Here is a 22,315-nt window from a genome sequence, read left to right as displayed (position 1 = left end):
TGGATTTTAGTATTAAAACTTCATAGGGAAGAAAAAGGTAAAATAAATATATGGCACAAAATAATGATAATAAAAATAATATGCTCAAAAATATTATTTTTTGGATTTTAATCATTGGTGGGATGCTACTGCTTTTCAATGGTATCAATGATACGAATAGTTCATCTAAAAGTATTAATTATTCATCGTTCGTTAGTAAGTTAAAAGATAATAAAATTAGTTTAGTAGATGTCGATGGTAGAACTATTACTGGTAAAACAGAAGATGGTGAAAGCTTTGTAACTTATGCTCCACTACTTGATGGAGGCTTGGTTAATAAGCTAGAAGATAGCAAAGCTGTTATTAAAGCAAAAGCACCTGAGAAGCCAAATATATTTCTGGCATTCTTGTTAAATTGGTTACCTATGTTACTAATCTTTGGTTTCTTTATCTATATGATGATGAAAGCAGGTGGTGGCAGTAAGGGAGGGCCTTTCTCTGTAGGTAAGAGTAAAGCTAAGCTTTTAGGCGAAGATGAAATCAAAGTAACTTTGGAAGATGTAGCCGGTGTCGATGAGGCTAAAGAAGAAGTAGCTGAGATTGTTGATTTTTTACGCGAGCCAAAAAAATATGAAAAAATTGGTGGTAAAATTCCAAAAGGTGTCTTAATGGTAGGACCTCCGGGAACGGGTAAGACACTTCTAGCAAGAGCTATAGCTGGTGAGGCTAAAGTACCATTTTTCTCAATTTCAGGTTCTGACTTTGTAGAGATGTTTGTTGGTGTCGGTGCATCTCGTGTACGCGACATGTTCGACCAAGCTAAGAAAAAAGCGCCTTGTCTGGTATTTATTGATGAGATAGATGCTGTAGGACGTCATCGTGGCTCGGGTATGGGTGGCGGTAATGATGAGCGTGAACAGACTCTAAACCAAATGCTTGTTGAAATGGATGGTTTTGCTGATAATGAAGGTGTTATAGTCATTGCTGCAACTAATAGGCCAGATGTTTTAGATAAGGCATTATTAAGACCTGGTAGATTTGATAGACAAGTAAATGTAGGTTTACCTACGGTTAAAGGCCGTGAAGCTATACTTAAGGTTCATATGAAAAAAGTAGCTTTAGGCGATGATGTTAGGGCTGACTGGATAGCTCGTGGGACTCCAGGTTTTTCTGGTGCTGAGCTTGCTAACCTTGTAAATGAAGCAGCTCTATTTGCTGCAAGAGAGTCTAAAGATAAAATTAGTATGGCAGATTTCGAAAAGGCTAAAGATAAAATCTTGATGGGCTCAGAAAGAAGAAGTATGGCTATGACTGAGAAAGAGAAGAAGCTTACTGCATATCATGAAGCTGGTCACGCTATTATTGGTAAACTGATGCCTGAACATGATCCTGTTTATAAAGTAAGTATTATACCTAGAGGTAGAGCTCTTGGTGTAACTATGTATATGCCAGAGGGTGATACTGTTAGCCAAAGTAGGCTTATTTTACATGGACGTTTATGTAGTATCTTTGGTGGCAGAATCGCAGAAGAGCTTATATTTGGGTATGATCATGTTACTACAGGAGCATCTAATGATATTCAAGTTGCTACAGATATCGCTCGTAACTATGTAGCTCGTTGGGGTTTATCAGATGCTATGGGAACTATACTTTATGATGTTGAAGATGATGGTCCATTTGGAGGAAGTGGTGGTAAATCTGTCAAAATGTCAGATTCTACTATTCGTGAAGTAGATACAGAAGTACGTAAGTTGATTGATAAGAGCTATAACAAGGCTAAGAAATTATTAGAAGATAATGTTGATATCCTTCACGCTATGGCAGATGCTCTTATGAAATATGAGACTATAGATGCATTACAGGTAGATGATTTGATGGCACGACGTGATGTACGTGAACCAGGTGAGTATGGAGATAGCTACAAGCCAAATGTCGAGGTTGGTAAGGTTATAGCTCCTGCAGCTCCGGATGAGGATGTTCCAGATACATCTGATGAATCTAATCCTAAAGAGGATCTCTAAATATATATTAAATTAAAATCATTCTTAATTCTAAAAATATTCAAGTAAAAATCTAATATGTATTAATAGTAATTTTAAAGTTAATGTGTTAACTAAAGTTAATAATATTAAAAGCTATAAAACTAAGATTTTTGTATAATTTATGCTAATATATTCTGAGTGAAATTAAGATAAAGGGAACAGATATGTCATTACCTACTCCTCATATAGAAACATTAAGAAAAGAAGAATTTGCAAAAACAGTTATTATGCCTGGTGATCCATTAAGAGCAAAATATATTGCAGATAACTATTTAGAAAATGTTACAAGAGTTAATGCTGTTAGAAATATGTTTGGTTATACTGGTACTTACAAAGGTAAAAAAGTAAGTGTCATGGGTTCTGGAATGGGTATGCCTAGTATGGGTATCTATGCTTATGAGCTTTTTAAGTATTATGATGTTGATAATATCATTAGGGTTGGCTCTGCGGGTTCTTATAAAGAAGAATTCAAAGTCTATGATGTAGTACTTGTTGAAGAAAGTTACTGTGAATCTGATTTTGTTGAAATTGTAACTGGTGATAAGGATCGTGATGTTAAGTCTTCGGAAGAGCTTAATAAGGATCTTGAAGAGTCAGCTAAAAGACAAAAGATAGAGCTTAAAAAAGCAAAAGCACACTGTACTGACGTTTTTTATAGAAAAAATTCTGATGATTATAAAAAAATCATCAAAAAGTATGGCTGTGATTTAGTTGAGATGGAGACTGCTGCTTTATTTGCAACAGCAAATGAGTTGGGTAAAAATGCATCTGCGGTTGTAACTATATCTGACAGCTTTATAACAGGTGAATCTACTACTGCTCAACAGAGAGAGCAATCTTTCACTAACATGATGGAAGTTGCTTTAGGTACCATTACTGAAAAATAGCAGTATATCTAATTTTCTGATTCACCAATCTCCTGTTTTATCTTTTCTAATGCTTTTTTAGCTACTTTGTTTATTAGCTTTTTATTGTTTGTTTTTGCATAAAAGTTGGTGGGTTGTTCTATAATAAGTTCTATTTTCTCAACTCTTGAAAACATAGTTGTTTGGTTTAATTTTGTAATAAACTGGCTATGAAGTTCTTTTATTTTTGATTTTAGTATTTCCTTATCACTTTTAACCATAATTTTAACTGGTGAATAAAAAACTAAACTAGTATCTTTTAAATAAGGTATATTTAGCTTCTGTAGTTCTTTATTAGCTACTTCTACAGTAGTCTTTAGATTGGATGCTCTAGCGATAAGTGTTTTATTGGCGTAGGTTGAGTCAGTGATTTTTTTTCTAGTCTTATGTGATTCTATATTAGCTATTTTTTCTGGGATAACTTTTATGCTCATAATTTAATATATATTTGTTGCATTACTTAGTTGAGAATAGAATATTTCAATTGCATTGTCTATGGCTGAGTCTCTTCCTTTATCGGAACAAGATTTAATGGTATATGGTTTAGAAGCTAGTTGACCGGTTAAGTTATCAGTTATTTGTAATTCAATTTCCGTGTTTATGCAGTATTGGCTTTTCACTAACTGGTTATCATAGTCTTTCAATTTTAGAGATATACTAATATTTGCAGAGTTCCTATTATCTGTAGTTAGATAATTGTTTACTTGTATATATTTTTCTAAAGAGCTATAAAAAAAGCCACTATTCTGTTTATCAATGTATATTTGTATGGTTCGCTTAATATTTAATAGTTCGTTGTTTATATCATTTAGAGCTTCCATATAGCTACTAATATTAATTGTTGGAGATAAAATTACTAATGCCCTTAAACTTGATTTTATTACTTTGATGTTTTTATCTATTTGATGAGCTATGTTAAGCCTATAGATAGAGTTTTTATTATATGTAGTTGCTAATGATTGATTTGCTTGGTTGATATTGCTAATAATTAATTTACTTAAATCTTCTATGGTTTGAGATTTATCTATTTGAATTTCTATATAGAATGCTTGATTTGTTTGAGACTGATTTATTATTTTATAGTTTGGAATTGTAATATCTGCTGTAGAGGTTGTAACTTCTTTGATAAGTTTTTGAGATATTTTATTATTGTCAGCAATACTGCTGAAACTAGTTGTTGAAGATACAGTCACCTGTAGTCTTTGAATCATATCTGCTAAAGCGTTATGCGTGGCTTGATCTAAGGTTTTACCTGAGCCGAAACCATATAGAGTTTCATCAGTATTGGATTGACTAGTTAGAAACCACTCTGGAACTGGTTCAATATTTATATCTCTAACCATAGGTTGTTTATTAATACTTTTATGTGTCTGAGGTGTGTTTTTGGTAATATCATATTTTTCTTGAGTATTTCTGGAATAACTACACGCGGATAAACTAAATATTATTAGCACTAGTAGTTTTAGCTTAAAATATCTCATTATTACACTATATGATTCAATTCGTACAATTAATGTATCTATCTTAATTTAAATTTCTTATAAACTCTATATAATGTACATTTAGGTTATTATTTTTATTTAAAACTATAAGAGAATTGGTTAATTAATAATGTTAAATTTAGTTCAGAAAATTATAGGCAGTCGCAACGATAGGTTTATTAAGAAAGTTTCTAAAACGGTTCAGAAAATTACTAGTTTAGAGCCTAAGTTTGAGAAACTTAGTGATCAAGAGTTAAAAGCAAAAACTCAAGAGTATAAAGAAAGGGTCGCAAAAGGAGAGACTTTAGAGAGTATTCTTCCAGAAGCATTTGCTACAGTTAGAGAAGCAGGTAAACGAACCAAAAATATGCGTCATTATGATGTACAGTTAATCGGAGGAATAGTTCTTCATCAAGGTAAGGTTGCCGAGATGAGAACTGGTGAGGGTAAAACACTGGTTGCTACACTACCAGCATATCTGAATGCCTTGACTGGTAATGGGGTTCATGTGATTACAGTCAACGATTACCTTGCAAAGCGTGATGCTGAGTTGATGAGTGATATTTATGAATTTTTAGGTTTATCAGTAGGTGTAATTGTAGCTGACCTAAATCCAGAACAACGTAAAGAAGCTTATGCATGTGATATTACATATGGGACAAACAACGAGTTTGGTTTTGACTATCTTAGAGACAATATGGCTTATGATAAAGAGCAGCAAGTCCAAAGAAGTCGCAACTATGTAATTATAGATGAGGTTGATTCAATTTTAATTGATGAAGCTAGAACTCCACTTATTATATCTGGGGCATCTGATGATAGTTCTGAGATGTATAATATTTTTAATAGACTAGTGCCTTACCTAGAGAAGCAGGAAAAAGAAGAGTTAGAAGAAGATCAAGAGCAGAAAGATTTTTATGTTGATGAGAAGTCTAAAAATGCTTATTTAACAGAAAAAGGCTATGCAAAAATTGAAAGTATGCTTAAAAAAGAGGGCATCCTTGAAGAAGATGATAACTTATATAGTCCTCATAATATTACAAAAATGCATTATTTAAATGCTTGTTTGAGAGCTAATTCATTATACCAACTGAATGTTGACTATATTGTACGTGATCAAGAGATTGTCATTATTGATGAAAGTACCGGTAGAGCAATGCCAGGTCGTAGATGGTCAGATGGTCTACACCAAGCAATAGAAGCTAAAGAAGGCGTTAAAATCAATGCTGAAAACCAAACAATGGCATCCATTACATTCCAGAATTTCTTCAAGCTATATAATAAAATAGCAGGTATGACTGGTACAGCAGATACCGAAGCTTTTGAGCTTCACTCCATTTATGGATTAGAAGTGATAATTATTCCTACTAATAAACCATTAATTAGGAAAGATCATCATGATGAAATCTATGGCAGTGTAAGAGAGAAGTTTGATGCTATAGTTACTGACATCAAAGAAAGGATATCCAAAGGTCAGCCAGTATTAGTTGGTACTGCTTCTATTGAAGCATCTGAGGTTTTATCAACCTTGTTGAAGAAAAAGAAAATTAGACACAATGTATTAAATGCGAAGCAACATGAGAGAGAAGCTAGCATAATTGCTATGGCAGGATATCCAGGTAATGTGACTATTGCAACAAACATGGCCGGTCGTGGTACTGATATTATCTTAGGTGGTAATTTGGACGTTGAAATTGCACAGCTTGAAGATCCTTCAGCAGAGGATGTTGAGAAAATTAGAGCAGAATGGATTAAGCGTAACGAGGTTGTCAAAAATGCTGGTGGATTATGTATTATTGGTTCAGAAAGACATGATTCACGCAGGATCGATAATCAGTTAAGAGGTCGTGCTGCTCGACAAGGTGATCCGGGTGAGAGTAAATTCTATCTATCAATGGATGATAATCTTTTGAGGATTTTTGCATCTCAAAGTATGGCAGAAAGAGTTAAGAAAGGTCTTAAAGGTGGTGAATCGTTAGCTTTTGGTTTTATGTCAAAAGTTATATCAAAAGCTCAAGGTAAAGTCGAAAGTTATCATTTCGATATCCGTAAAAACTTACTAGAGTATGATAATGTTGTAAACACTCAGCGTAAAGTTATTTATGAGCAAAGACAAGCATTTTTAGATTCTGATGATGTTAGTGAAATTCTTGCTGATATTCGTATAGACGTGGCGGAACAGTTATTTCATGATTATGTGCCTGCTGGCTCTATGCATGAATTGTGGGATCTTGAGGGTCTAGAAAAAGCACTTAAGTCTGACTTTCTGATAGAGCTTGACTTACAAAAGTCTTATCAGGAAGATGATAGTTTAGGAGAAGAAGATCTTAAGAAGCTTGTAAGAGAGGCTATAGAGTTTGAGTTTGCTGAGAAAACTAAAGATTTAGAGGTTGGAGCAGTTAGGCAGTTTGAGAAGTTCTCATTATTGCAGTCATTAGATAGTCATTGGCGTGAGCATTTAAGCTCAATAGATCATCTACGCAATAGTATAAATTTACGTGGTTATGCTCAAAAAGATCCAAAAAATGAGTATAAGAAAGAAGCTTTCGAGTTGTTTTCAACTATGCTAGATAACTTTAAGTATGAGGTTATATCTTCACTTGCTAAGATAAGAATTGCTACAGAAGAAGAAACTCAAAGAGCTCAAGAAGAATGGAAAGAGTCTATGAGTGAAATCAAAGCTGAGCATGAAAGTGTTATTGATAATAACCAATCAGAAGATGATAAAGAGCAAGAAGAAGCACCAAAAGTTCAGCAAGTTAAGAGAGAGGGTCCAAAAATAAAGAGAAATGATCCATGTCCTTGCGGCTCAGGTAAGAAATATAAACAGTGTCATGGTAAAGTTGAATAATTCTATATAAACTTAAATGGCTTACAAAAATCGTTGCTTTGGTAATAAACCTAATCAAGAGCTTTATGCAGGTTATCATGATGATGAATGGGGTATACCAAAGTATAATGATAAGGAACTTTTTGAGCTTCTGGTTTTGGAAGGTGCCCAAGCAGGACTTAATTGGGAAACTATTCTAAAAAAACGTCAAGGTTATCGTGATGCTTTTTATAATTTTGATCCCATTAAAGCTGCAAGTATGTCAGATTCTGAACTTGAATCTCATCGAGATAATCCAAATATTATCCGTAATAAGTTAAAAATCTATTCTGTTAGAAAAAATGCTCAAGTATTTCTTCAAATTCAAAAAGAGTTTGGTAGTTTTAGTAATTATTTATGGGCATTTGTGAATAATAAACCTATTAAAAACCACTGGAAATCCTATCAAGAAGTTCCAACCTCAACGTCTATCAGTGAGAAAATCTCAAAAGATCTCAAAAAAAGAGGGATGAGTTTTGTTGGACCAACTATTATTTATGCTTATATGCAAGCAACTGGCTTAGTTAATGATCATCTAGTTGATTGCTGGTGTTATACTAGAGATATGTAAAAATACATTTATAAATTTCAATGAAAGGTTTAGTTCATAAATTACTTGACTGGAACAGAGAATATTTAATATGTGATAGTAATTTAACAATCGATAAAATATCAGAAGTATTTGCTGAGAGATTCGATGTTTTTGCGAATGGTCGAAATTATCTCAATGTTGATCATGAAATATATTTTGATTTTCTATGTGGGTTTAAAGAAACTATCGCAAAAATTGATTATAAAGTTATTGATACTATTGTAGATAATAAATCAGTAGTATTACCTATGATTGCAGAAGTTACTCACCTAGATGAAACTATTGATATCTTTGATGCAATGCTTTGGTTAAAGTATGATGATGAAAATAAGATAGTTTTATGGCACGAGATTTATACACAAAAATAAAGGTTGCGTTGGAGTCAGGGCTTGTGATTTTTGGGTTTTTTGTTATAATATGGTGTCTAGTTTTATAACTAGGTACTATGGAATAATAACAAAAAGTCAGAAGTCTATTGATTGTAGGCAGTTCTGAGGATTTAAAATCTAATAAATGGAGTAATAAATGTACGCGATAATTAAAAATGGCGGTAAGCAATACAAGGTTAAAGAAGGCGAAGTTGTTAAACTTGAGAAATTCGATCTTGGTATTGGCGAAAAAGTTGAGTTTGATACAGTTTTGATGGGTCAAACAGCAGAAGGCGAAGTTAAAATAGGCGCTCCTATTGTAGAAGGTGCTAAAGTTGTAGGCGAAGTTGTAGAGCAAGGTCGTAACAAAAAAGTTAAGATCATGAAGTTCCGTCGTCGTAAGCACAGCATGAAGCAACAAGGTCACCGTCAGTATTTTACAGCGGTAAAAGTTTCATCTATTAGTTTATAATTTTATTAAGAATATTTAAGGAGTATACAAATGGCTCATAAGAAAGCTGGTGGTAGTACTAGAAACGGAAGAGATTCAAACCCTAAGTATTTAGGTGTTAAAAGATATGGTGGTGAGTTTGTTAAAGCAGGTACAATTATTCTGCGTCAAAGAGGTACTAAGACTCATCCTGGTGTAAATGTTGGTTGTGGTAAAGATCACACTTTATTTGCTCTTAAAGATGGTACTGTTAAGTTCCATGTTGGTGGTGCTTTAAATCGTAAGTTCGTTTCAATCGACGAATAATCTATCTATATCTATCTATCTTTTGAGAATATCATAATTTCATATTGATTATTTGCTGAAAAAGATATCATAATTAATTATTTTCTGGATATAATCTTTACTTTAAAACTTAAAGTTAGTTATATGAGTTTCTATATACCTTTGTTCTTATTTTGCATATCATCGACTATTACACCTGGACCAAATAATCTTATGCTTTTGATATCATCAATCAGATTTGGCGCGAGGAAGACTCTATCTCATTATCTAGGAGTCTGTCTTGGCTTTCCTTTTATGGTTTTAATTATAGGGCTCGGTTTAGAGTCAATTTTTGTAAGCCATCCAAGACTACATACAGTGATAAAAGTTGTGGGCGGTATTTATATGTTATGGCTGGCTTTTAAGATAATTTTATCATCTAATTTTGATGATGAAAAAAGTAGTAAACCACTAAGTTTTATTCAAGCAGCTCTATTTCAATGGATAAATCCTAAAGCTTGGATTATGGCAATTGGAGTTGTATCTACTTATACGGTAGTTAGTGCTAATATGAGCCTGTTAGTTCAGGTAGTTATTATTACTGTTATTTATATGGTAGTTTCATTCTTATGTACTGGGTTTTGGCTATTTGGTGGTAATTCAGTAAAAAGAATTCTAAATAATGAAAATCATTTACGAATTTTTAACCTGATTCTAGGAATATTGCTTATACTTTCAATAGTACTTATGATTTTTGAGTAACCTTTTAGCTTTGTCTTTTTTGGAATTTAGCAGAAATAAACATACCAAGTAATACGCCTATTATGATAATTGCTATCATAATTGTCGCTAGGGCATTTATTTCAGGGGTAGGTCCATTCTTGACAGTTGAGTAAATGTACATTGGTAGGGTAGGGTTATCACTACCAGCCACAAACTCTGTGACAACTAAATCATCAATAGATAATGTAAATGTAAGTAATGCAGATGTAATCAATGCAGGTATAAGTTGAGGTAAAGTTATTTTAAAGAAGGTCTCTATAGGACCTGCACCTAGATCTAGAGCAGCTTCTTCTAATGATATATCTACACTAGCTATACGTGATTGCATTACTATTGCAACATAAGCTGTACACATTGTTACATGTGCTATAACCACCGTAGTAGTTCCTCTCTCATGAGGCCAGCCAATAAGATGTTGTAATGTTGAGAACATTAATAATAAAGCCACCCCAAGAATGATATCAGGTAAAACAAGTGGAGTTGCTACAAGACCATATAAAAAACTTCTCGATCTAAAAAATTTAAATCTAGTCATAGCGTAGGCTACTATAGTTCCAAGTATTGTCGCAATAATTGATGTTATTGTTGCTATCTTTAGGCTAGTAAAAGTGGCATTTATAATATCTTCATCATTAATTACTTCATGATACCAATCAAAAGTAAAGCCACCCCATAAGTTTATGATCTGAGAGTCACTAAATGAGAAAACTACTAGGATTACTAAAGGTATGTATAAAAATACCAAGCCAAATACAAGCATTATGCTACTAAATGAAAATTTTTTCATTGCTTATACCCCCTAAACAAAAGTTCTCTTAGCTTGTATACGTTGCATCCACAGGATAGGCAACACTAGAACGACTATTAGTACTACAGATATTGCAGCAGACATACCCCAGTTATTAGATGTGAAGAACTCTTCCCAAATAACATTTCCTATCATTAATGAATTCATCCCGCCCATAATCTGTGGTACTACCACTTCACCAATAGCCGGAATAAATATTAACAAGCTACCGGCAATCAAGCCAGGCATAGATAATGGCAGAGTTATTTTAAAGAATGAATTAACTGGCTTGGATCCCAAGTCTTCTGCAGCATCGTATATGCTTGGGTCAATTTTTATTAAAGTACTATAAAGTGGCAGTATTAAAAAAGGTAAATAACAATAAACCATCCCTAAATACATTGAGAAGTCATTGTATAATAAGGCCATACTTGGCAAACCTAAATCCATTAAAAACTGGTTGAGAGTATGATTTCCTAATAGTGTTACCCAAGCATAAGTTCTAAGTAAGAATGATGTCCAGTAAGGAATAATAATTAATACCAAAAAGAAAATTTGTGTATTTTTTTTAGCTCTAGATAATGCTAAAGCCATTGGGTAACCAATAAAAATACACAAAGCAGTAGTTATAAATGCGACTTTAAAAGATTTTAAAAGAGATATGAATATTAGATTATAGTGAATCAACTCAATATAGTTACTTAGATATAAGGTAAAGTTTAGAGTTGAATCTTTGAATGTCATCAATGCAGTAACAGGGGGAGTACCGTCCGCTGGCAATGTAAAGCTAATACCTACAACAAATAAAAAAGGTATAAGTAAAAATACCATAAACCACACAAAAGGAACTAGGTATACTAATGTGTGTCTAAAGCTTTTCTCTAAGTTTTGCATTATGAGTATAACACCATGATATTTTGTGATTCCCAAGTAAGATATACTTCATCATCCCAAGATGGATGGTCTGCATTTCTTTCAATATTAAAATCTGTAGATTTCATTATATTACCATTAGTGGTTCTAACATGGTAAGTAGATAATCCCCCCATATAAGCAATATCTTCAACAATACCCTTGATACAGTTTATAGGTTTGTTGGGATCATAGTCTTCTGGCTTTTCTTTGCTAATAACAATTTTTTCAGGGCGAAGACCGACCCAAATTTCTTGATCTTCAATTGCTTCTATGTTTCTTCTTAATACAAAATCTGTACCCGCCTGCTCAGAAGTTATAACACTTCTAGTTCTTCCGACTTCTTCTACACGACCCTCAAAAATTGTACTTTTACCGATAAAGCTTGCAACAAATCGACTTTTTGGAAATTCATAAATTTCAGAAGGAGTACTTACTTGTTCTAACCAACCATCGGTCATAATACCTATTCTAGTAGACATGGTCATAGCTTCTTCTTGATCATGAGTTACCATTATAAAGGTACTACCTGTTTGTTCTTGAATATCCACAAGCTCAAACTGCATTTGATCGCGCAAGTTTTTATCTAGAGCCGATAATGGTTCATCTAGGAGAATTAATTTAGGTCTTTTTGCTAAACATCTTGCTAGAGCTACACGCTGACGCTGCCCACCAGATAATTGATGTGGTTTTCTTTTAGCAAGATGATCCATTTTTATGATTTTTAGAGCAGCATCAGTAGCTTTTTCTATTTCTTCTTTTTTTAGAGATTTCTCTTGTTTTAAACCGAACATAATATTTTGTTTAACATTCATATGCGGAAAAAGTGCATAAGATTGAAACATCATATTCACAGGTCTTTTATACGGTGGAGTATTTGACATATCTACACCGTCGATAATTATTTTTCCATCAGAAGGTCTTTCAAAGCCTGCTAGCATTCTAAGAAGAGTACTTTTACCACTTCCTGAACCACCTAATAAAGAAAAAAACTCTTTTGGGTAAACGTCAAGATTAACAGAATCAACAGCTAAATGACCATCATCAAACTGTTTCGAAAGGTTCTTTATAGAAACCAAAGGTTTTTTTGAAGACTTTTGCATCTTTAGCTCTATATACAAATTAGTTAAGATGCTTAATAATAAGCAATTTTTATATAGAAAAAAAGCAAATATTAAGATTAATGAGTATTATTTAAATTATTGAATCTTTAGCATTTTATTAAACTAGCTAGTGATAATAAGTATAATCTAAGAAGTAGCATTATGATTGGTAGTGAAGTATGAGTAAGTTGTCTTCGATTTTCAACAGCGTTGAAAAAGAGTTTTCTGAGCATATATTGAGGCCAGAATTATCAAATCTTCCTGACTGGTTTAGTGGTCAAATTATCAGAGTAGGTCCTGCTAAATTTGAATATGGAAATATTAAGCTAAATCATTGGTTCGATGGTTTGGCTATGTTGTATAGCTTTACTAATAGCAATAAAGGTATTTGTTTTTCAAATAAATACTTACAATCTGAGCAGTATCTATCAGCTACTAAAGGGCGTATGAGATATGATGAGTTTGGTACAGTGTTACCTTATAGGTTCGCTAAGTTAGTTTCGATAGTTAAGACTATTTTTGGGGGCAAAGTAGAAAAGCCAAGTTGCAATGTTAATATTCTTAGAATGGACGATAAACTATTGGCCACTAGTGAAGTTACTACTATGCTTGAGTTTAATAAGAATGATTTGCATACATTAAAAGAATTTAGTTTTAGTGATAAAATGAAAGGTCAGTTTAGCTGTGCTCATCCTCAGCTTGATCCTGTCACGAAAGAACAGTTTAACTTTGTCGTAGATATATCAAAAAAATGTAAATATACTATTTATAAAATTGCGAAAAACACTTCAGAAAGAACAAAAATATATGAATTCTATGATAATCAATTTATATATAACCATACGCTATTTCTCACGGAGAGCTATGTTGTTTTATATTTAGGTCCATTAAGAGCAAATCCACTTGATTTTTTGACTAAACCTGTTTCAGAAGTTATATCTTATGATGATACTGCAAAATGCAAATTATTGGTTATTGATAGACGAACATATGATGTTCGGATTGTAGATGCTGAGAGTGTTGTCTTCCTTCATAGTGTTAATGCTTTTGAACAAAAGAATAAAATATATCTAGACTTTATTGAGTATACTGATAATCTTGAACCATATAAGAAGTTCTACTTTAAAAATATTGAGAATGACGATTGTAAACTAAAAACACGGCTAACACGAATGGTTGTTGAAATCGGTCGTAACACAATAGAGAAAAGTATTATTACAGCTCTTAATGTTGAGTTCCCAAGGATTAATGAGAAATTTTTGATAAAAAACTATCGTTATGTTTATCTAGCTAAGCGTACAGATCAAGCAGAATTTTTTAATAGCATAATAAAAATAGACTTATCAAATAATGATATCGTTGAATATTGCTTTGGAAATGATTTTGTCTCAGAACCTATATTTATAGCTAATCCACAAGCTCAAACTGAAGATGATGGTCTTATATTTGTAAATGTTATCGATACAGATAAGAAACTTAGTTATATTGTCTATTTAAATGCAACTGATTTAAGTTTAGTATATAAAGCATATTTACCAATCCTAATTCCTCCAGCTCTGCATGGGGTATACTTAAAGTAGTATTTTATGAAAAATGTAATTTTTGATTTTGATTCAACATTGGTTAAAAAAGAATCATTAGAGTTAATCTTAGAGCCATTATTAGAGCAATCTCCTTCAAAGCTAAAAGAAATTGAGCATATTACCAATTTAGGTATGCAAGGAGACATTTGTTTTAGAGAGTCTCTTGAAAGAAGATTAGCTATTGCAAGTCCAACAAAGCAAAGTATCAAAGATTTTGCAGATAAGTATTGTCCTGATTTACTGACAAGTGGTATCAAAAAAATAATCGAAACACTTAGAAATAAAGGTTATCAAATATGGATTTTTAGTGGTGGATTAACTGAGAGTATCGAGCCATTTGCAGATTATTTGCATATTCCACGAGACAATATATTTGCAGTAGATATTATTTGGAATGACGATGGAAGCTTTAAGACTCTTGATAACTCTAATGGAGCATGTGATTCAAAGTTAAGCGCTTTTGATAAAGTCAAAGATTTGATAAATGGTGAAATTATAGCTGTTGGTGATGGTTATACAGATTATCAGCTATATGAAAGCGGTTATGTTAATAAGTTCATAGCATATTTTGAACATGTTGAAAGAGAAAAAGTGTCACAATTATCTAAATATATAGCTAGAAATGTAGATGACTTAGAGCTATTGCTTTTCTAACTTTTTGGCAGATATTACCGAGTGAATAAAGGCTATAAACAATACTAGTATTCCTATAGAACCACTAAACCATTCTGGGATATGAACGAATATCTTTAGTAATAGTACAGCTGCTAAAAAACCAATAGCGTAGTGAGCACCATGTTCTAAATATATATATTTTGCCAGAGTTTTCTTTTCTACAAATAGTATGGTCAGTGATCTTACAAACATTGCACCAATACCAAGACCAATCATAATTATGATAATATTTGCTGTAATAGCGAATGCACCAATTACACCATCAAAACTAAATGATGCATCTATTATTTCAAGGTAAATAAATCCCATTATGCCGTTGCGAGCAACTGTCGAACTATCTATATGCGATGTATCAAATATGGAGTTAAGCATACCAATGCTTTCATGTACAACTATACCTAAAAAGTAAGCAATTGCTAAACTGCCTTGATAATCAGGTTCTGCATCATAGATGATTATTAAGCCAATAAAAATTGCAAATAGAATATATCCACCATTATAATCACGTATTTTTCTTGTAATCCTATTGTTCTCAACTATAGGTATCCAATGATGACCTTCATTTTCACTGAGAAAAAAGTTCAGAAAAACCATAAGTAAGAAACTACCACCAAAACTGCAAATATAGGGCATCGAATGTTCTAATATATTTTGATACTGTTGAGGATTGTTTAAAGCAAGTGTAACTACGTTAGTAAAATTAATACCACTTGTGACACTTACCAATAAAATTGGGAATAATAAACGCATACCAAAAACGGCAATCGGTAAACCTAAGTAGATAAAGATCTTTTGCCATTTTTGTGACATTTGTCCAAGAATTTTTGCATTGATGACGGCATTGTCAAAACTAAGAGAAATTTCAAGTATGGCCAGAATTAATACCGAGTATATTGTTTCTAATGGAGCAGTTGGATAAATAAATATAGCAATACTGATACCAATAAGAGTTACAAAGAAAGAACCATAGAAGTATTTTAAAATTTTCAAAGCGATCAAAAAGTATGTTTTTAACGAGTAGATTTTAACATATAATGATATTTTACAAGATATTTTCAAGGTAGTTATATGTCGTTAGCATTGTATACGATTATTTTTTTAGGATTATGTTTCTTTTTATGGCGTAATTTTATGAAAAATAAGGAATATGCTGTAGATGTTGCTCAACGTTCAACGGCAAAATATGATTTAGAGTTGCTAGATGAAACTGTTTGTTTACGTAAAATAGATGTTAAGCTTGAGAATAGGCGTTTAGTTTTTTATAGAGTATACTCATTTGATTATAATAGCTCATCATCTGATGAGAGGTTTCGAGGGTATATTGTTATAAGAAATGGAAGACTTGATGATATTGTGATATCTGAGTTTGAGAAAGCTGATATTGTCAAAGAAAATATTGTATCTAGTCAATTTGAAGACACTCAATCAGGATCAGCAGCAAATAATGTTATAAATTTTGATGAAGAAGGGAAGTTATGATTATTCATTTACACCAGTTACCGAAATTAAAAGGAAGGAGTTATAGTTGTAGTCCTTTTTGTCTAAAGCTTGAGCTATATTTAAAAGCTACTGATTTGAGTTATCAAAATCATTTTAGTTTAGAGTTTAATAAATCACCAACAGGTAAAATGCCATATATAGAGACTATGGGTAAGAAATTTGCTGATAGCAATCTCATTATCGAAATGTTAGATAAGCAAAATCATAATAACTTGGATGAGCATCTAAACCCTGAACAAAAAGCCATATCTACAGCATTTATAAGATTATGTGAGGATAGCTTGTACTGGGTCGGAGTGTATAGTCGTTGGGCTGATAAAGATAATTATACATGGAAAAAAGAGTTCCTAGAGTCCACCAAGCTACCAAAGGCTATGGCGAGTATAGTTTACCCTGTTGCTAAGAGAAATGTTCTGCGTCAACTAAAGGCTGCTGGTGTAACAAATTTAACTAATAATGAAATTTATTTAAAAGCTGAGCGTGATTTACAAGCTATAGCAGACTATTTAGGTGAAAAAGAGTATTTCTTCAATTCTAAGCTATCATTACTAGATTTAGTGGTGTTTAGTTTTATTGTCAATATTGCAGATGGAAGTTGTGGGCGTAGGTTACAAAGTTTTTTGGCTAGCCTAAAGCTTGATAATTTCATAAAAAATATGCAAGAATCATTTGAGATCAGTTGTTGATCTAGGTAACTATCTTGATCTATAAAGTAATATCTTTATGGGTGATCTTAATTATAAAACTGTAAGAGCTATTTGAAAGAGTTTCAGTAGCTTGTAGATAATTTGACTTGAACACAAGGAGGGTGTGTAGTGCAATATATAGAGGAAAAACAACGAACGAAATACTTCATTTCATTATTTTTATTACAATTATTTGAAAGGTTTAGTTTTTTTGGTTTTTTTTATATTTTAATATTTTTCTGTATAAATAAGTTAAATCTTACAGAATCTTACGCATCAACCTTTGCTGGTTCATTTACTGCTCTTTGTTATGTTCTGAGCTCTTTGGGAGGTTTTATATCTGATAAGGCCCTAGGTGTGAGAAGGACTTTAATTGCAGGTGGTATTTGTCTACTATCAGGATATTCATTGTTAGCGACTAGTGATATGCTAATGAATTTTTCGATCTATATAGGGTTGGCAATGATTATTGTTGGAGCATGTTTATTTGTGCCAATGACATTGAACAGTGTATCTAGATTATATGCAGGAGATCCAGCAAAGTTAGACTCTATATACGCTTACTTTAATATGGCTAATAATATTGGAGCATTATCAGGTGCTATTCTAATACCTTATTTAAGCAGTGCAGATTCATATGGTTTAGAAAATAGGCATTATGGAATTGCTTTAGGGGTGTGCGCTTGTGGAGTATTACTAGCTCTGGGCAATATATTTATGAATAAGAAATTATTTTCAACAATAGCTGCACCAGTTGGTAAAAAAACACTTAGTTTTCAGCAGTTGGTTTTAGCTATAGTAGGAATAGTCTTTTTTATATCAGTAGTTACTGGCTTATTGTATTTTAGTGATTTAATTATTATTGTACTTATTCTAGCGGTAATAGTTATTGTTGGTTATTTCATAAATGTTACTTTTCAGCAAGATAAAGAGTATCGCTTAAAAATGCTACTTTTATTAGTATTTATATTTTATGCAACAATATTTTTTATGACTTATGCTCAAAAGACAACATCATTCTTCCTATTTAATGTTCATCATGTGGATTTAAATGTTTTGGGTATAAAATTGAATTCACAAACTGTACCAGGACTTTTAAATACTTCAGGGATTTTAGTTTTTTCTCCACTTCTTGCTATGTATTTCAATAAAATGGGTGATAGATTAAGATCAACAAGTAAATTTGCTTTGTGCTTGTTATGTGCTGGGATATGTTATGGTTTCTTATATTTGGTGTGTGTTTTTAATGATCCTTCTACAAAAGTTTCCTTTTGGTGGGAAGTCATAGCTGTAGGTGTGTTTTTTTCCTGGGCTGAGATTATGGCAACGGCTGTTGGCTTATCTTTGATAACGCAACTTGTCCCGACTAAGGTCAGAGGCTTTTGTATGGGGATGTGGTTTTTAACTTGGGCAGTTGGTATTAAGCTAGGAGCATACGTGGCTTCACTTTATGCTAGTAAAGATTTGGAACACTCAAAGAGCTCATTGCTAGTTGGTCAAGCTAAAATTAATAGCTATCTGGGTTATGAGAATTTATTTATGTGGATTGCTATTGTTACTGTAGTTGCTGCTTTTTCACTTCTAGTCCTAAAAAATAAAATTAATAATGTTATTTATAAATAGTGTGGGAAATTTATGAATATTTTAAAAATTAGTAAACAAACTTTAAGGAATAATATTAAAATTATTCGAGAGTATGTTGGCAATGCTAAGATGTGTTTTCCTGTCAAGGCAAATGCTTATGGGCATGGTATAGAAGAGATAGTAGAGAATACACATGATTTAGTAGATTTTTTTGCTGTTGCTAATTCTCTAGAGGCTTTTAGAGTAACAGCTGTTGCTAAAAATCCAGTGCTAGTATTTGGAGTAATATACTATGAATATATTGAAAAAATGATCTCAGAAAATATCAGAGTTAGCATTCAAGACTATGAAGATATTGAAAAGTTAGAACAAATAGCCAAAGAGCTTGATAAAAAAGTATATGCCCATATTAATATAAACACAGGTATGAATCGTATGGGGGTGTGTTATAGTGATGCTTGTAGAACTATAAAAAGAGCACATGACTCTCAGTGGATTTTACTTGAAGGAGTTTATAGCCATTTAGCATGTGCTGATAATCGAGATCATCCAACAAATACTAAGCAAAAAAAGAGATTTTCAGAAATTGTTGAATATACTAAAGAGTTATCTCGTAAGATAATTTGTCATTTATCAAATTCTTATGGTTTTCTAGGAGATAAGGAAATTTGTTATGATATGATTCGCCCAGGTATTGTAACTTACGGTTTTCTTCCAGAGTTTTATGTTGATAGACCTATAAGAGAAATAAAGCCTATAGCAAGGCTATTATCAAAGGTAGTTAAGATAATTGATTTGGAAGAAGGTGATGGTGTAGGTTATTCTATGATATATAGGGGTTTTCATGGAGAGAAAGTTGCTGTAATACCTATTGGCTATGGCGATGGTTTTCCTAGGGAGCTTGGTGATAGAGGGTTTGTGAGTATCAACAATGTACTATACCCTATGGCTGGAAGAATGAGTATGGATGGATTAACGGTTTCACTAGGCTATAATGAACACGATGTTAAAGTAGGAGATGTAGTAGAACTAATATCTGATATTCCACGCAATAGAAACAGTGCTTTTCTGATGGCTAAGCAAGTCAATACAATCGAGTATGATATTATGAGTACCTTAAACGAGAGAGTTATAAGAGAGGTTATATAACTCCTGAAGTATTTACATGTAAGATCATTCGCAGTAAACTCTTAATTACTATTTAGTAATTTGTTAATTAAAGGATAACATGGAAAAGAAGAGTCTTTCTACCCTTAGCTTGGTAGCTATGGGTGTTGGTGCTATTATGGGGTCAGGGTGGATGTTTGCCGCGCAGTATACATCGCAGGAAGCTGGTCCTGGATCTATTCTTTCTTGGATAATAGGTGCAATTTTAATGATTTTTATAGCCTTAGTGTTTGCTGAGGTTTGTACAATTGTACCAGTTGAGGGGTCTACTTCACGCATTCCTCACATTACTCATGGGACTATGACAAGCTATATGTTCGCATGGATTACATGGATATCATACTTGGTCTTAGCACCAATTGAGGTTCAAGCAGTTATTCAATATTTGGCAGTATTTTATCCTTCACTCATTGATGCTAGCAGAGATGGTGCTTTGTCGATGGCTGGAGTACCGTTAGCAATAATTTTCCTTTTAGGATTCTGTGTTATTAATTTTTATTCACTTAAATGGTTAGCAAAAATTAATAATATTGTTACTTTATTTAAGGTTGCTGTACCAATATTTATATCGATTGTATTTGTTATATTTTGTTTTACTTTACCAGCTTTAAAGGATATGAAGGCAGAAGAATTGTCATTTATGCCATTTGGGTTTAATGGTGTTTTGGCTGCAGTTTCAGTTGGTGGTATTGCTTATGCTTTTACTGGTTTTAAAACTATAGTAGAGCTCGCAGGAAGTACAAAAAACCCTAAGAAATCAATTCCAGTTGCAACGATCGGGGCAGTTTTGATTTGTTTGATTATTTTTCTATTCTTACAGGCTGCGTATTTATTAGTAATGTCAAAGTTTGTACACAATAATGATTGGCAAGGTGTTGTTATGCCAGGAGCTAGCTCATCTAGTTTTGGTCCATTTGCTGTAATGGCTCAAAGTTTTGGAGTTACATGGGTTATGTACCCACTCTACTTTGGAGCTATAGTATTCCCTCTTATGGCTGGTCTAATTTACTTTAGTATTGCACTAAAATCTTTGGGAGCTATGGTGCATAACGGTTACTTGCCAAGTGTTTTAGGGAAGTTAAGCCCAATTATGCAAAAACCAATCTATGCTATTGGACTTAATTTCTTGATCGCTTTAGTTATGTTTGCTCCATTCCACTGGTGGAAAGAAATGGCTACTTTCTTAACGTCATTGATAGCTCTTACATACATTACTGGTCCAACATCAACCATGGCACTTAGACATCATCTACCTGACATGCATAGACCATTTAGGCTTAAAGGTGCTTATTTGCTATCAACTTTAGGTATGTTTGCTGCTACTTTGGTATTTCTATGGAGTGGATGGGCAATAGTTTCAAAAGCTGGTATAGCTCTAATTATTGCTTTGATTATGCTTGGAGTTTATAGAACCTTTAGAAAAGATAGATCAGAAGAAATACATTGGAATTTTAGAGAGTCGATATGGTTTTGGATCTATATTGTACTAGTTACAATAGTTTCTTATTTTAGCTCATTTGGCGGAACAGGGGATTTAGATTTATACTGGAGTTCAGCAATAGTTCTTGTGATTAGTTTTATCGTTATTACAATAGCGAAGAATCTATGTCTGTCTGCTGAAGATATGCAAGAAGGAATCAAAAAAGCTATTAGTGACGACAATTATATCTAAATAAACAATTTTATCTTATTATCTCATAATGTATTATATTGTTTAGAAAAGTTTATTAATAATACACTATGATTAAAGTATCTTTTCAGGGTGAGCATGGGGCTTATTCTGAGCAAGCAATAACTAATTTCTTAAATCAACAAAATATTAAAGATTTTCAGACAGTTCCATGCTTCTCGTTTTCTGAAGCAATTGAACATACTATAGCTGGTAAATCAAACTTTGTTATGATTCCCGTTGAAAACTCATTGGCTGGATCAGTCGTGCCAGCTTATGATGAATTAATTAAGAGTAATTTAAAAGTAAAAGCTGAAGTAGTTTTAAAAATCAAACACTGTTTAATGGGATTGGAGGGAGTGCAGCTTTCTGATGTTAAGAGTGTTATATCTCATCCTCAAGCATTATCTCAGTGTTCTAAAAGCCTTAATAAACTAAAACTTGTTCCTGAGGCTTTTGTTGATACCGCTGGAGCCGCAAAGTATATTTTTGAGAAGAATGTTAAAGATAATTTAGCAATAGCTGGAGAGCTTGCGGCAAAGACTTATGGGTTAAAAATTTTTCAAAACGAGTTTGAGGATGAACATTTTAACTATACACGTTTTCTATTAATGGGATATGACGATATTCAGGTTGATATAGATAATAGTAAATATAAAACAACTTTACTTTTTTCTGTTGAAGATAAATCTAATGCACTCGTAAATACCTTAAATGTTTTTGGTAAACATAATATTAATCTTACAAAAATAGAATCTAGACCATCAAGAAATAGGGCTTGGAATTATTTGTTTTTTATAGATTTTGAAGGCTCTGAAGATGATGAAAATGTTCAAAAGGCTCTGTTGGAAGTGCTTAAAAAGAGTACTTTTTTGAAAGTTTTGGGCTCATATAAAAGCTATCATTATAATTAAA

The 22,315-nt window shown here is 32.6% G+C and carries 22 protein-coding genes; 16 read left to right on the top strand and 6 right to left on the bottom strand.

Going from position 1 to position 22,315, the window contains the following annotated elements:
* Window positions 1-50 precede the first annotated feature (50 nt).
* Entirely contained in the window at window positions 51-2,000 is a 1,950-nt protein-coding gene (ftsH, locus tag F0R75_RS05405) for an ATP-dependent zinc metalloprotease FtsH (protein WP_188030128.1), read from the top strand.
* Between the two features lie 185 nt (window positions 2,001-2,185).
* Window positions 2,186-2,908 (top strand): purine-nucleoside phosphorylase, encoded by a 723-nt coding sequence (gene deoD / locus F0R75_RS05400; RefSeq protein ID WP_149368057.1) that lies wholly within the window; start codon window positions 2,186-2,188, stop codon window positions 2,906-2,908.
* Between the two features lie 8 nt (window positions 2,909-2,916).
* On the opposite strand, the gene F0R75_RS05395 is transcribed toward deoD, so the two are convergent.
* Together F0R75_RS05395 and F0R75_RS05390 are read right to left on the bottom strand one after the other, a co-directional pair.
* Window positions 2,917-3,360 carry a hypothetical protein gene (locus tag F0R75_RS05395; protein ID WP_149368058.1) on the bottom strand — a complete coding sequence of 148 codons (444 nt, stop codon included), beginning with the start codon at window positions 3,358-3,360 and terminating at the stop codon, window positions 2,917-2,919.
* Window positions 3,361-3,363: 3 nt separating this feature from the next.
* Window positions 3,364-4,407 (bottom strand): LPP20 family lipoprotein, encoded by a 1,044-nt coding sequence (locus tag F0R75_RS05390; RefSeq protein WP_146421155.1) that lies wholly within the window; start codon window positions 4,405-4,407, stop codon window positions 3,364-3,366.
* A gap of 130 nt (window positions 4,408-4,537) precedes the next feature.
* On the opposite strand from F0R75_RS05390, the gene secA reads away from it, so the two are divergent.
* The 6 genes from secA to F0R75_RS05355 all read left to right on the top strand — a co-directional run bounded on the left by secA (window position 4,538) and on the right by F0R75_RS05355 (window position 9,713).
* Complete coding sequence (secA, locus tag F0R75_RS05385; RefSeq protein ID WP_149368059.1) at window positions 4,538-7,258, top strand: preprotein translocase subunit SecA; 2,721 nt, start codon at window positions 4,538-4,540, stop codon at window positions 7,256-7,258.
* A 16-nt stretch (window positions 7,259-7,274) separates the two neighbouring features.
* On the top strand, window positions 7,275-7,847 hold the full coding sequence (locus tag F0R75_RS05380; RefSeq protein ID WP_149368060.1) for a DNA-3-methyladenine glycosylase I: 573 nt from the start codon (window positions 7,275-7,277) through the stop codon (window positions 7,845-7,847).
* A gap of 20 nt (window positions 7,848-7,867) precedes the next feature.
* Complete coding sequence (locus tag F0R75_RS05375) at window positions 7,868-8,236, top strand: hypothetical protein (protein ID WP_149368061.1); 369 nt, start codon at window positions 7,868-7,870, stop codon at window positions 8,234-8,236.
* A 157-nt stretch (window positions 8,237-8,393) separates the two neighbouring features.
* On the top strand, window positions 8,394-8,708 hold the full coding sequence (rplU, locus tag F0R75_RS05365) for a 50S ribosomal protein L21 (protein ID WP_004288036.1): 315 nt from the start codon (window positions 8,394-8,396) through the stop codon (window positions 8,706-8,708).
* A gap of 30 nt (window positions 8,709-8,738) precedes the next feature.
* On the top strand, window positions 8,739-8,993 hold the full coding sequence (gene rpmA / locus F0R75_RS05360; RefSeq protein ID WP_004288034.1) for a 50S ribosomal protein L27: 255 nt from the start codon (window positions 8,739-8,741) through the stop codon (window positions 8,991-8,993).
* Window positions 8,994-9,116: 123 nt separating this feature from the next.
* Window positions 9,117-9,713: a LysE family translocator gene (locus F0R75_RS05355; protein WP_149368063.1), complete on the top strand. Its 597-nt coding sequence runs from the start codon at window positions 9,117-9,119 to the stop codon at window positions 9,711-9,713.
* A 4-nt stretch (window positions 9,714-9,717) separates the two neighbouring features.
* On the opposite strand, the gene F0R75_RS05350 is transcribed toward F0R75_RS05355, so the two are convergent.
* From F0R75_RS05350 to F0R75_RS05340, 3 genes are read right to left on the bottom strand one after another with little or no spacing between them, the layout of a single operon-like run.
* Entirely contained in the window at window positions 9,718-10,521 is an 804-nt protein-coding gene (locus F0R75_RS05350) for an ABC transporter permease (protein ID WP_149368064.1), read from the bottom strand.
* Between the two features lie 12 nt (window positions 10,522-10,533).
* Window positions 10,534-11,415: an ABC transporter permease gene (locus F0R75_RS05345; RefSeq protein ID WP_013923396.1), complete on the bottom strand. Its 882-nt coding sequence runs from the start codon at window positions 11,413-11,415 to the stop codon at window positions 10,534-10,536.
* Entirely contained in the window at window positions 11,415-12,536 is a 1,122-nt protein-coding gene (locus F0R75_RS05340) for an ABC transporter ATP-binding protein (RefSeq protein WP_146421161.1), read from the bottom strand. The genes F0R75_RS05345 and F0R75_RS05340 overlap by 1 nt, the downstream gene beginning before the upstream one ends.
* A gap of 179 nt (window positions 12,537-12,715) precedes the next feature.
* On the opposite strand from F0R75_RS05340, the gene F0R75_RS05335 reads away from it, so the two are divergent.
* Both F0R75_RS05335 and F0R75_RS05330 read left to right on the top strand, forming a co-directional pair.
* The gene (locus tag F0R75_RS05335; RefSeq protein ID WP_149368065.1) at window positions 12,716-14,116 is read left to right on the top strand and encodes a carotenoid oxygenase family protein; all 1,401 of its coding nucleotides are present in this window, start codon (window positions 12,716-12,718) and stop codon (window positions 14,114-14,116) included.
* A 6-nt stretch (window positions 14,117-14,122) separates the two neighbouring features.
* Window positions 14,123-14,773 (top strand): HAD-IB family phosphatase, encoded by a 651-nt coding sequence (locus tag F0R75_RS05330; RefSeq protein WP_149368066.1) that lies wholly within the window; start codon window positions 14,123-14,125, stop codon window positions 14,771-14,773.
* Here F0R75_RS05330 and F0R75_RS05325 read toward each other — a convergent pair.
* Window positions 14,759-15,784 (bottom strand): DUF475 domain-containing protein, encoded by a 1,026-nt coding sequence (locus tag F0R75_RS05325; protein ID WP_149368067.1) that lies wholly within the window; start codon window positions 15,782-15,784, stop codon window positions 14,759-14,761. The two genes, F0R75_RS05330 and F0R75_RS05325, sit on opposite strands and share 15 nt — an antisense overlap.
* Window positions 15,785-15,862: 78 nt before the next feature.
* Between F0R75_RS05325 and F0R75_RS05320 the strand changes: the two genes are divergently transcribed.
* The 6 genes from F0R75_RS05320 to pheA all read left to right on the top strand — a co-directional run bounded on the left by F0R75_RS05320 (window position 15,863) and on the right by pheA (window position 22,314).
* Complete coding sequence (locus F0R75_RS05320) at window positions 15,863-16,273, top strand: DUF3301 domain-containing protein (RefSeq protein ID WP_149368068.1); 411 nt, start codon at window positions 15,863-15,865, stop codon at window positions 16,271-16,273.
* Window positions 16,273-16,980: a glutathione S-transferase family protein gene (locus F0R75_RS05315; RefSeq protein WP_146421477.1), complete on the top strand. Its 708-nt coding sequence runs from the start codon at window positions 16,273-16,275 to the stop codon at window positions 16,978-16,980. The genes F0R75_RS05320 and F0R75_RS05315 overlap by 1 nt, the downstream gene beginning before the upstream one ends.
* A 129-nt stretch (window positions 16,981-17,109) precedes the next feature.
* Window positions 17,110-18,603 (top strand): peptide MFS transporter, encoded by a 1,494-nt coding sequence (locus tag F0R75_RS05310; RefSeq protein ID WP_149368069.1) that lies wholly within the window; start codon window positions 17,110-17,112, stop codon window positions 18,601-18,603.
* Window positions 18,604-18,615: 12 nt separating this feature from the next.
* A complete protein-coding gene (gene alr / locus F0R75_RS05305; protein WP_149368070.1) occupies window positions 18,616-19,713 on the top strand; it encodes an alanine racemase in 1,098 nt (365 codons plus the stop codon).
* A gap of 79 nt (window positions 19,714-19,792) precedes the next feature.
* On the top strand, window positions 19,793-21,403 hold the full coding sequence (locus tag F0R75_RS05300; protein WP_149377221.1) for an APC family permease: 1,611 nt from the start codon (window positions 19,793-19,795) through the stop codon (window positions 21,401-21,403).
* Between the two features lie 68 nt (window positions 21,404-21,471).
* Window positions 21,472-22,314: a prephenate dehydratase gene (gene pheA, locus F0R75_RS05295; RefSeq protein WP_013923383.1), complete on the top strand. Its 843-nt coding sequence runs from the start codon at window positions 21,472-21,474 to the stop codon at window positions 22,312-22,314.
* The last annotated feature ends 1 nt before the right edge of the window (window position 22,315 follow it).

This window comes from Francisella marina (assembly GCF_008369785.1).
GTDB classification, from domain to species: Bacteria; Pseudomonadota; Gammaproteobacteria; order Francisellales; family Francisellaceae; genus Francisella; species Francisella salimarina.
Note: the sequence above shows the minus strand (reverse complement) of the source record. Positions and strands in the feature narration are given on the sequence as shown.

Coding starts and splice junctions, on each gene's coding strand:
- secA (WP_149368059.1), top strand. CDS start 4,538: ATGTTAAATTTAGTTCAGAAAATTATAGGCAGTCGCAACGATAGGTTT.
- F0R75_RS05390 (WP_146421155.1), bottom strand. CDS start 4,407: ATGAGATATTTTAAGCTAAAACTACTAGTGCTAATAATATTTAGTTTA.
- F0R75_RS05375 (WP_149368061.1), top strand. CDS start 7,868: ATGAAAGGTTTAGTTCATAAATTACTTGACTGGAACAGAGAATATTTA.
- F0R75_RS05395 (WP_149368058.1), bottom strand. CDS start 3,360: ATGAGCATAAAAGTTATCCCAGAAAAAATAGCTAATATAGAATCACAT.
- F0R75_RS05330 (WP_149368066.1), top strand. CDS start 14,123: ATGAAAAATGTAATTTTTGATTTTGATTCAACATTGGTTAAAAAAGAA.
- F0R75_RS05340 (WP_146421161.1), bottom strand. CDS start 12,536: ATGCAAAAGTCTTCAAAAAAACCTTTGGTTTCTATAAAGAACCTTTCG.
- ftsH (WP_188030128.1), top strand. CDS start 51: ATGGCACAAAATAATGATAATAAAAATAATATGCTCAAAAATATTATT.
- rplU (WP_004288036.1), top strand. CDS start 8,394: ATGTACGCGATAATTAAAAATGGCGGTAAGCAATACAAGGTTAAAGAA.
- alr (WP_149368070.1), top strand. CDS start 18,616: ATGAATATTTTAAAAATTAGTAAACAAACTTTAAGGAATAATATTAAA.
- F0R75_RS05350 (WP_149368064.1), bottom strand. CDS start 10,521: ATGAAAAAATTTTCATTTAGTAGCATAATGCTTGTATTTGGCTTGGTA.
- F0R75_RS05300 (WP_149377221.1), top strand. CDS start 19,793: ATGGAAAAGAAGAGTCTTTCTACCCTTAGCTTGGTAGCTATGGGTGTT.
- pheA (WP_013923383.1), top strand. CDS start 21,472: ATGATTAAAGTATCTTTTCAGGGTGAGCATGGGGCTTATTCTGAGCAA.
- F0R75_RS05335 (WP_149368065.1), top strand. CDS start 12,716: ATGAGTAAGTTGTCTTCGATTTTCAACAGCGTTGAAAAAGAGTTTTCT.
- F0R75_RS05355 (WP_149368063.1), top strand. CDS start 9,117: ATGAGTTTCTATATACCTTTGTTCTTATTTTGCATATCATCGACTATT.
- F0R75_RS05320 (WP_149368068.1), top strand. CDS start 15,863: ATGTCGTTAGCATTGTATACGATTATTTTTTTAGGATTATGTTTCTTT.
- F0R75_RS05345 (WP_013923396.1), bottom strand. CDS start 11,415: ATGCAAAACTTAGAGAAAAGCTTTAGACACACATTAGTATACCTAGTT.
- F0R75_RS05380 (WP_149368060.1), top strand. CDS start 7,275: ATGGCTTACAAAAATCGTTGCTTTGGTAATAAACCTAATCAAGAGCTT.
- deoD (WP_149368057.1), top strand. CDS start 2,186: ATGTCATTACCTACTCCTCATATAGAAACATTAAGAAAAGAAGAATTT.
- rpmA (WP_004288034.1), top strand. CDS start 8,739: ATGGCTCATAAGAAAGCTGGTGGTAGTACTAGAAACGGAAGAGATTCA.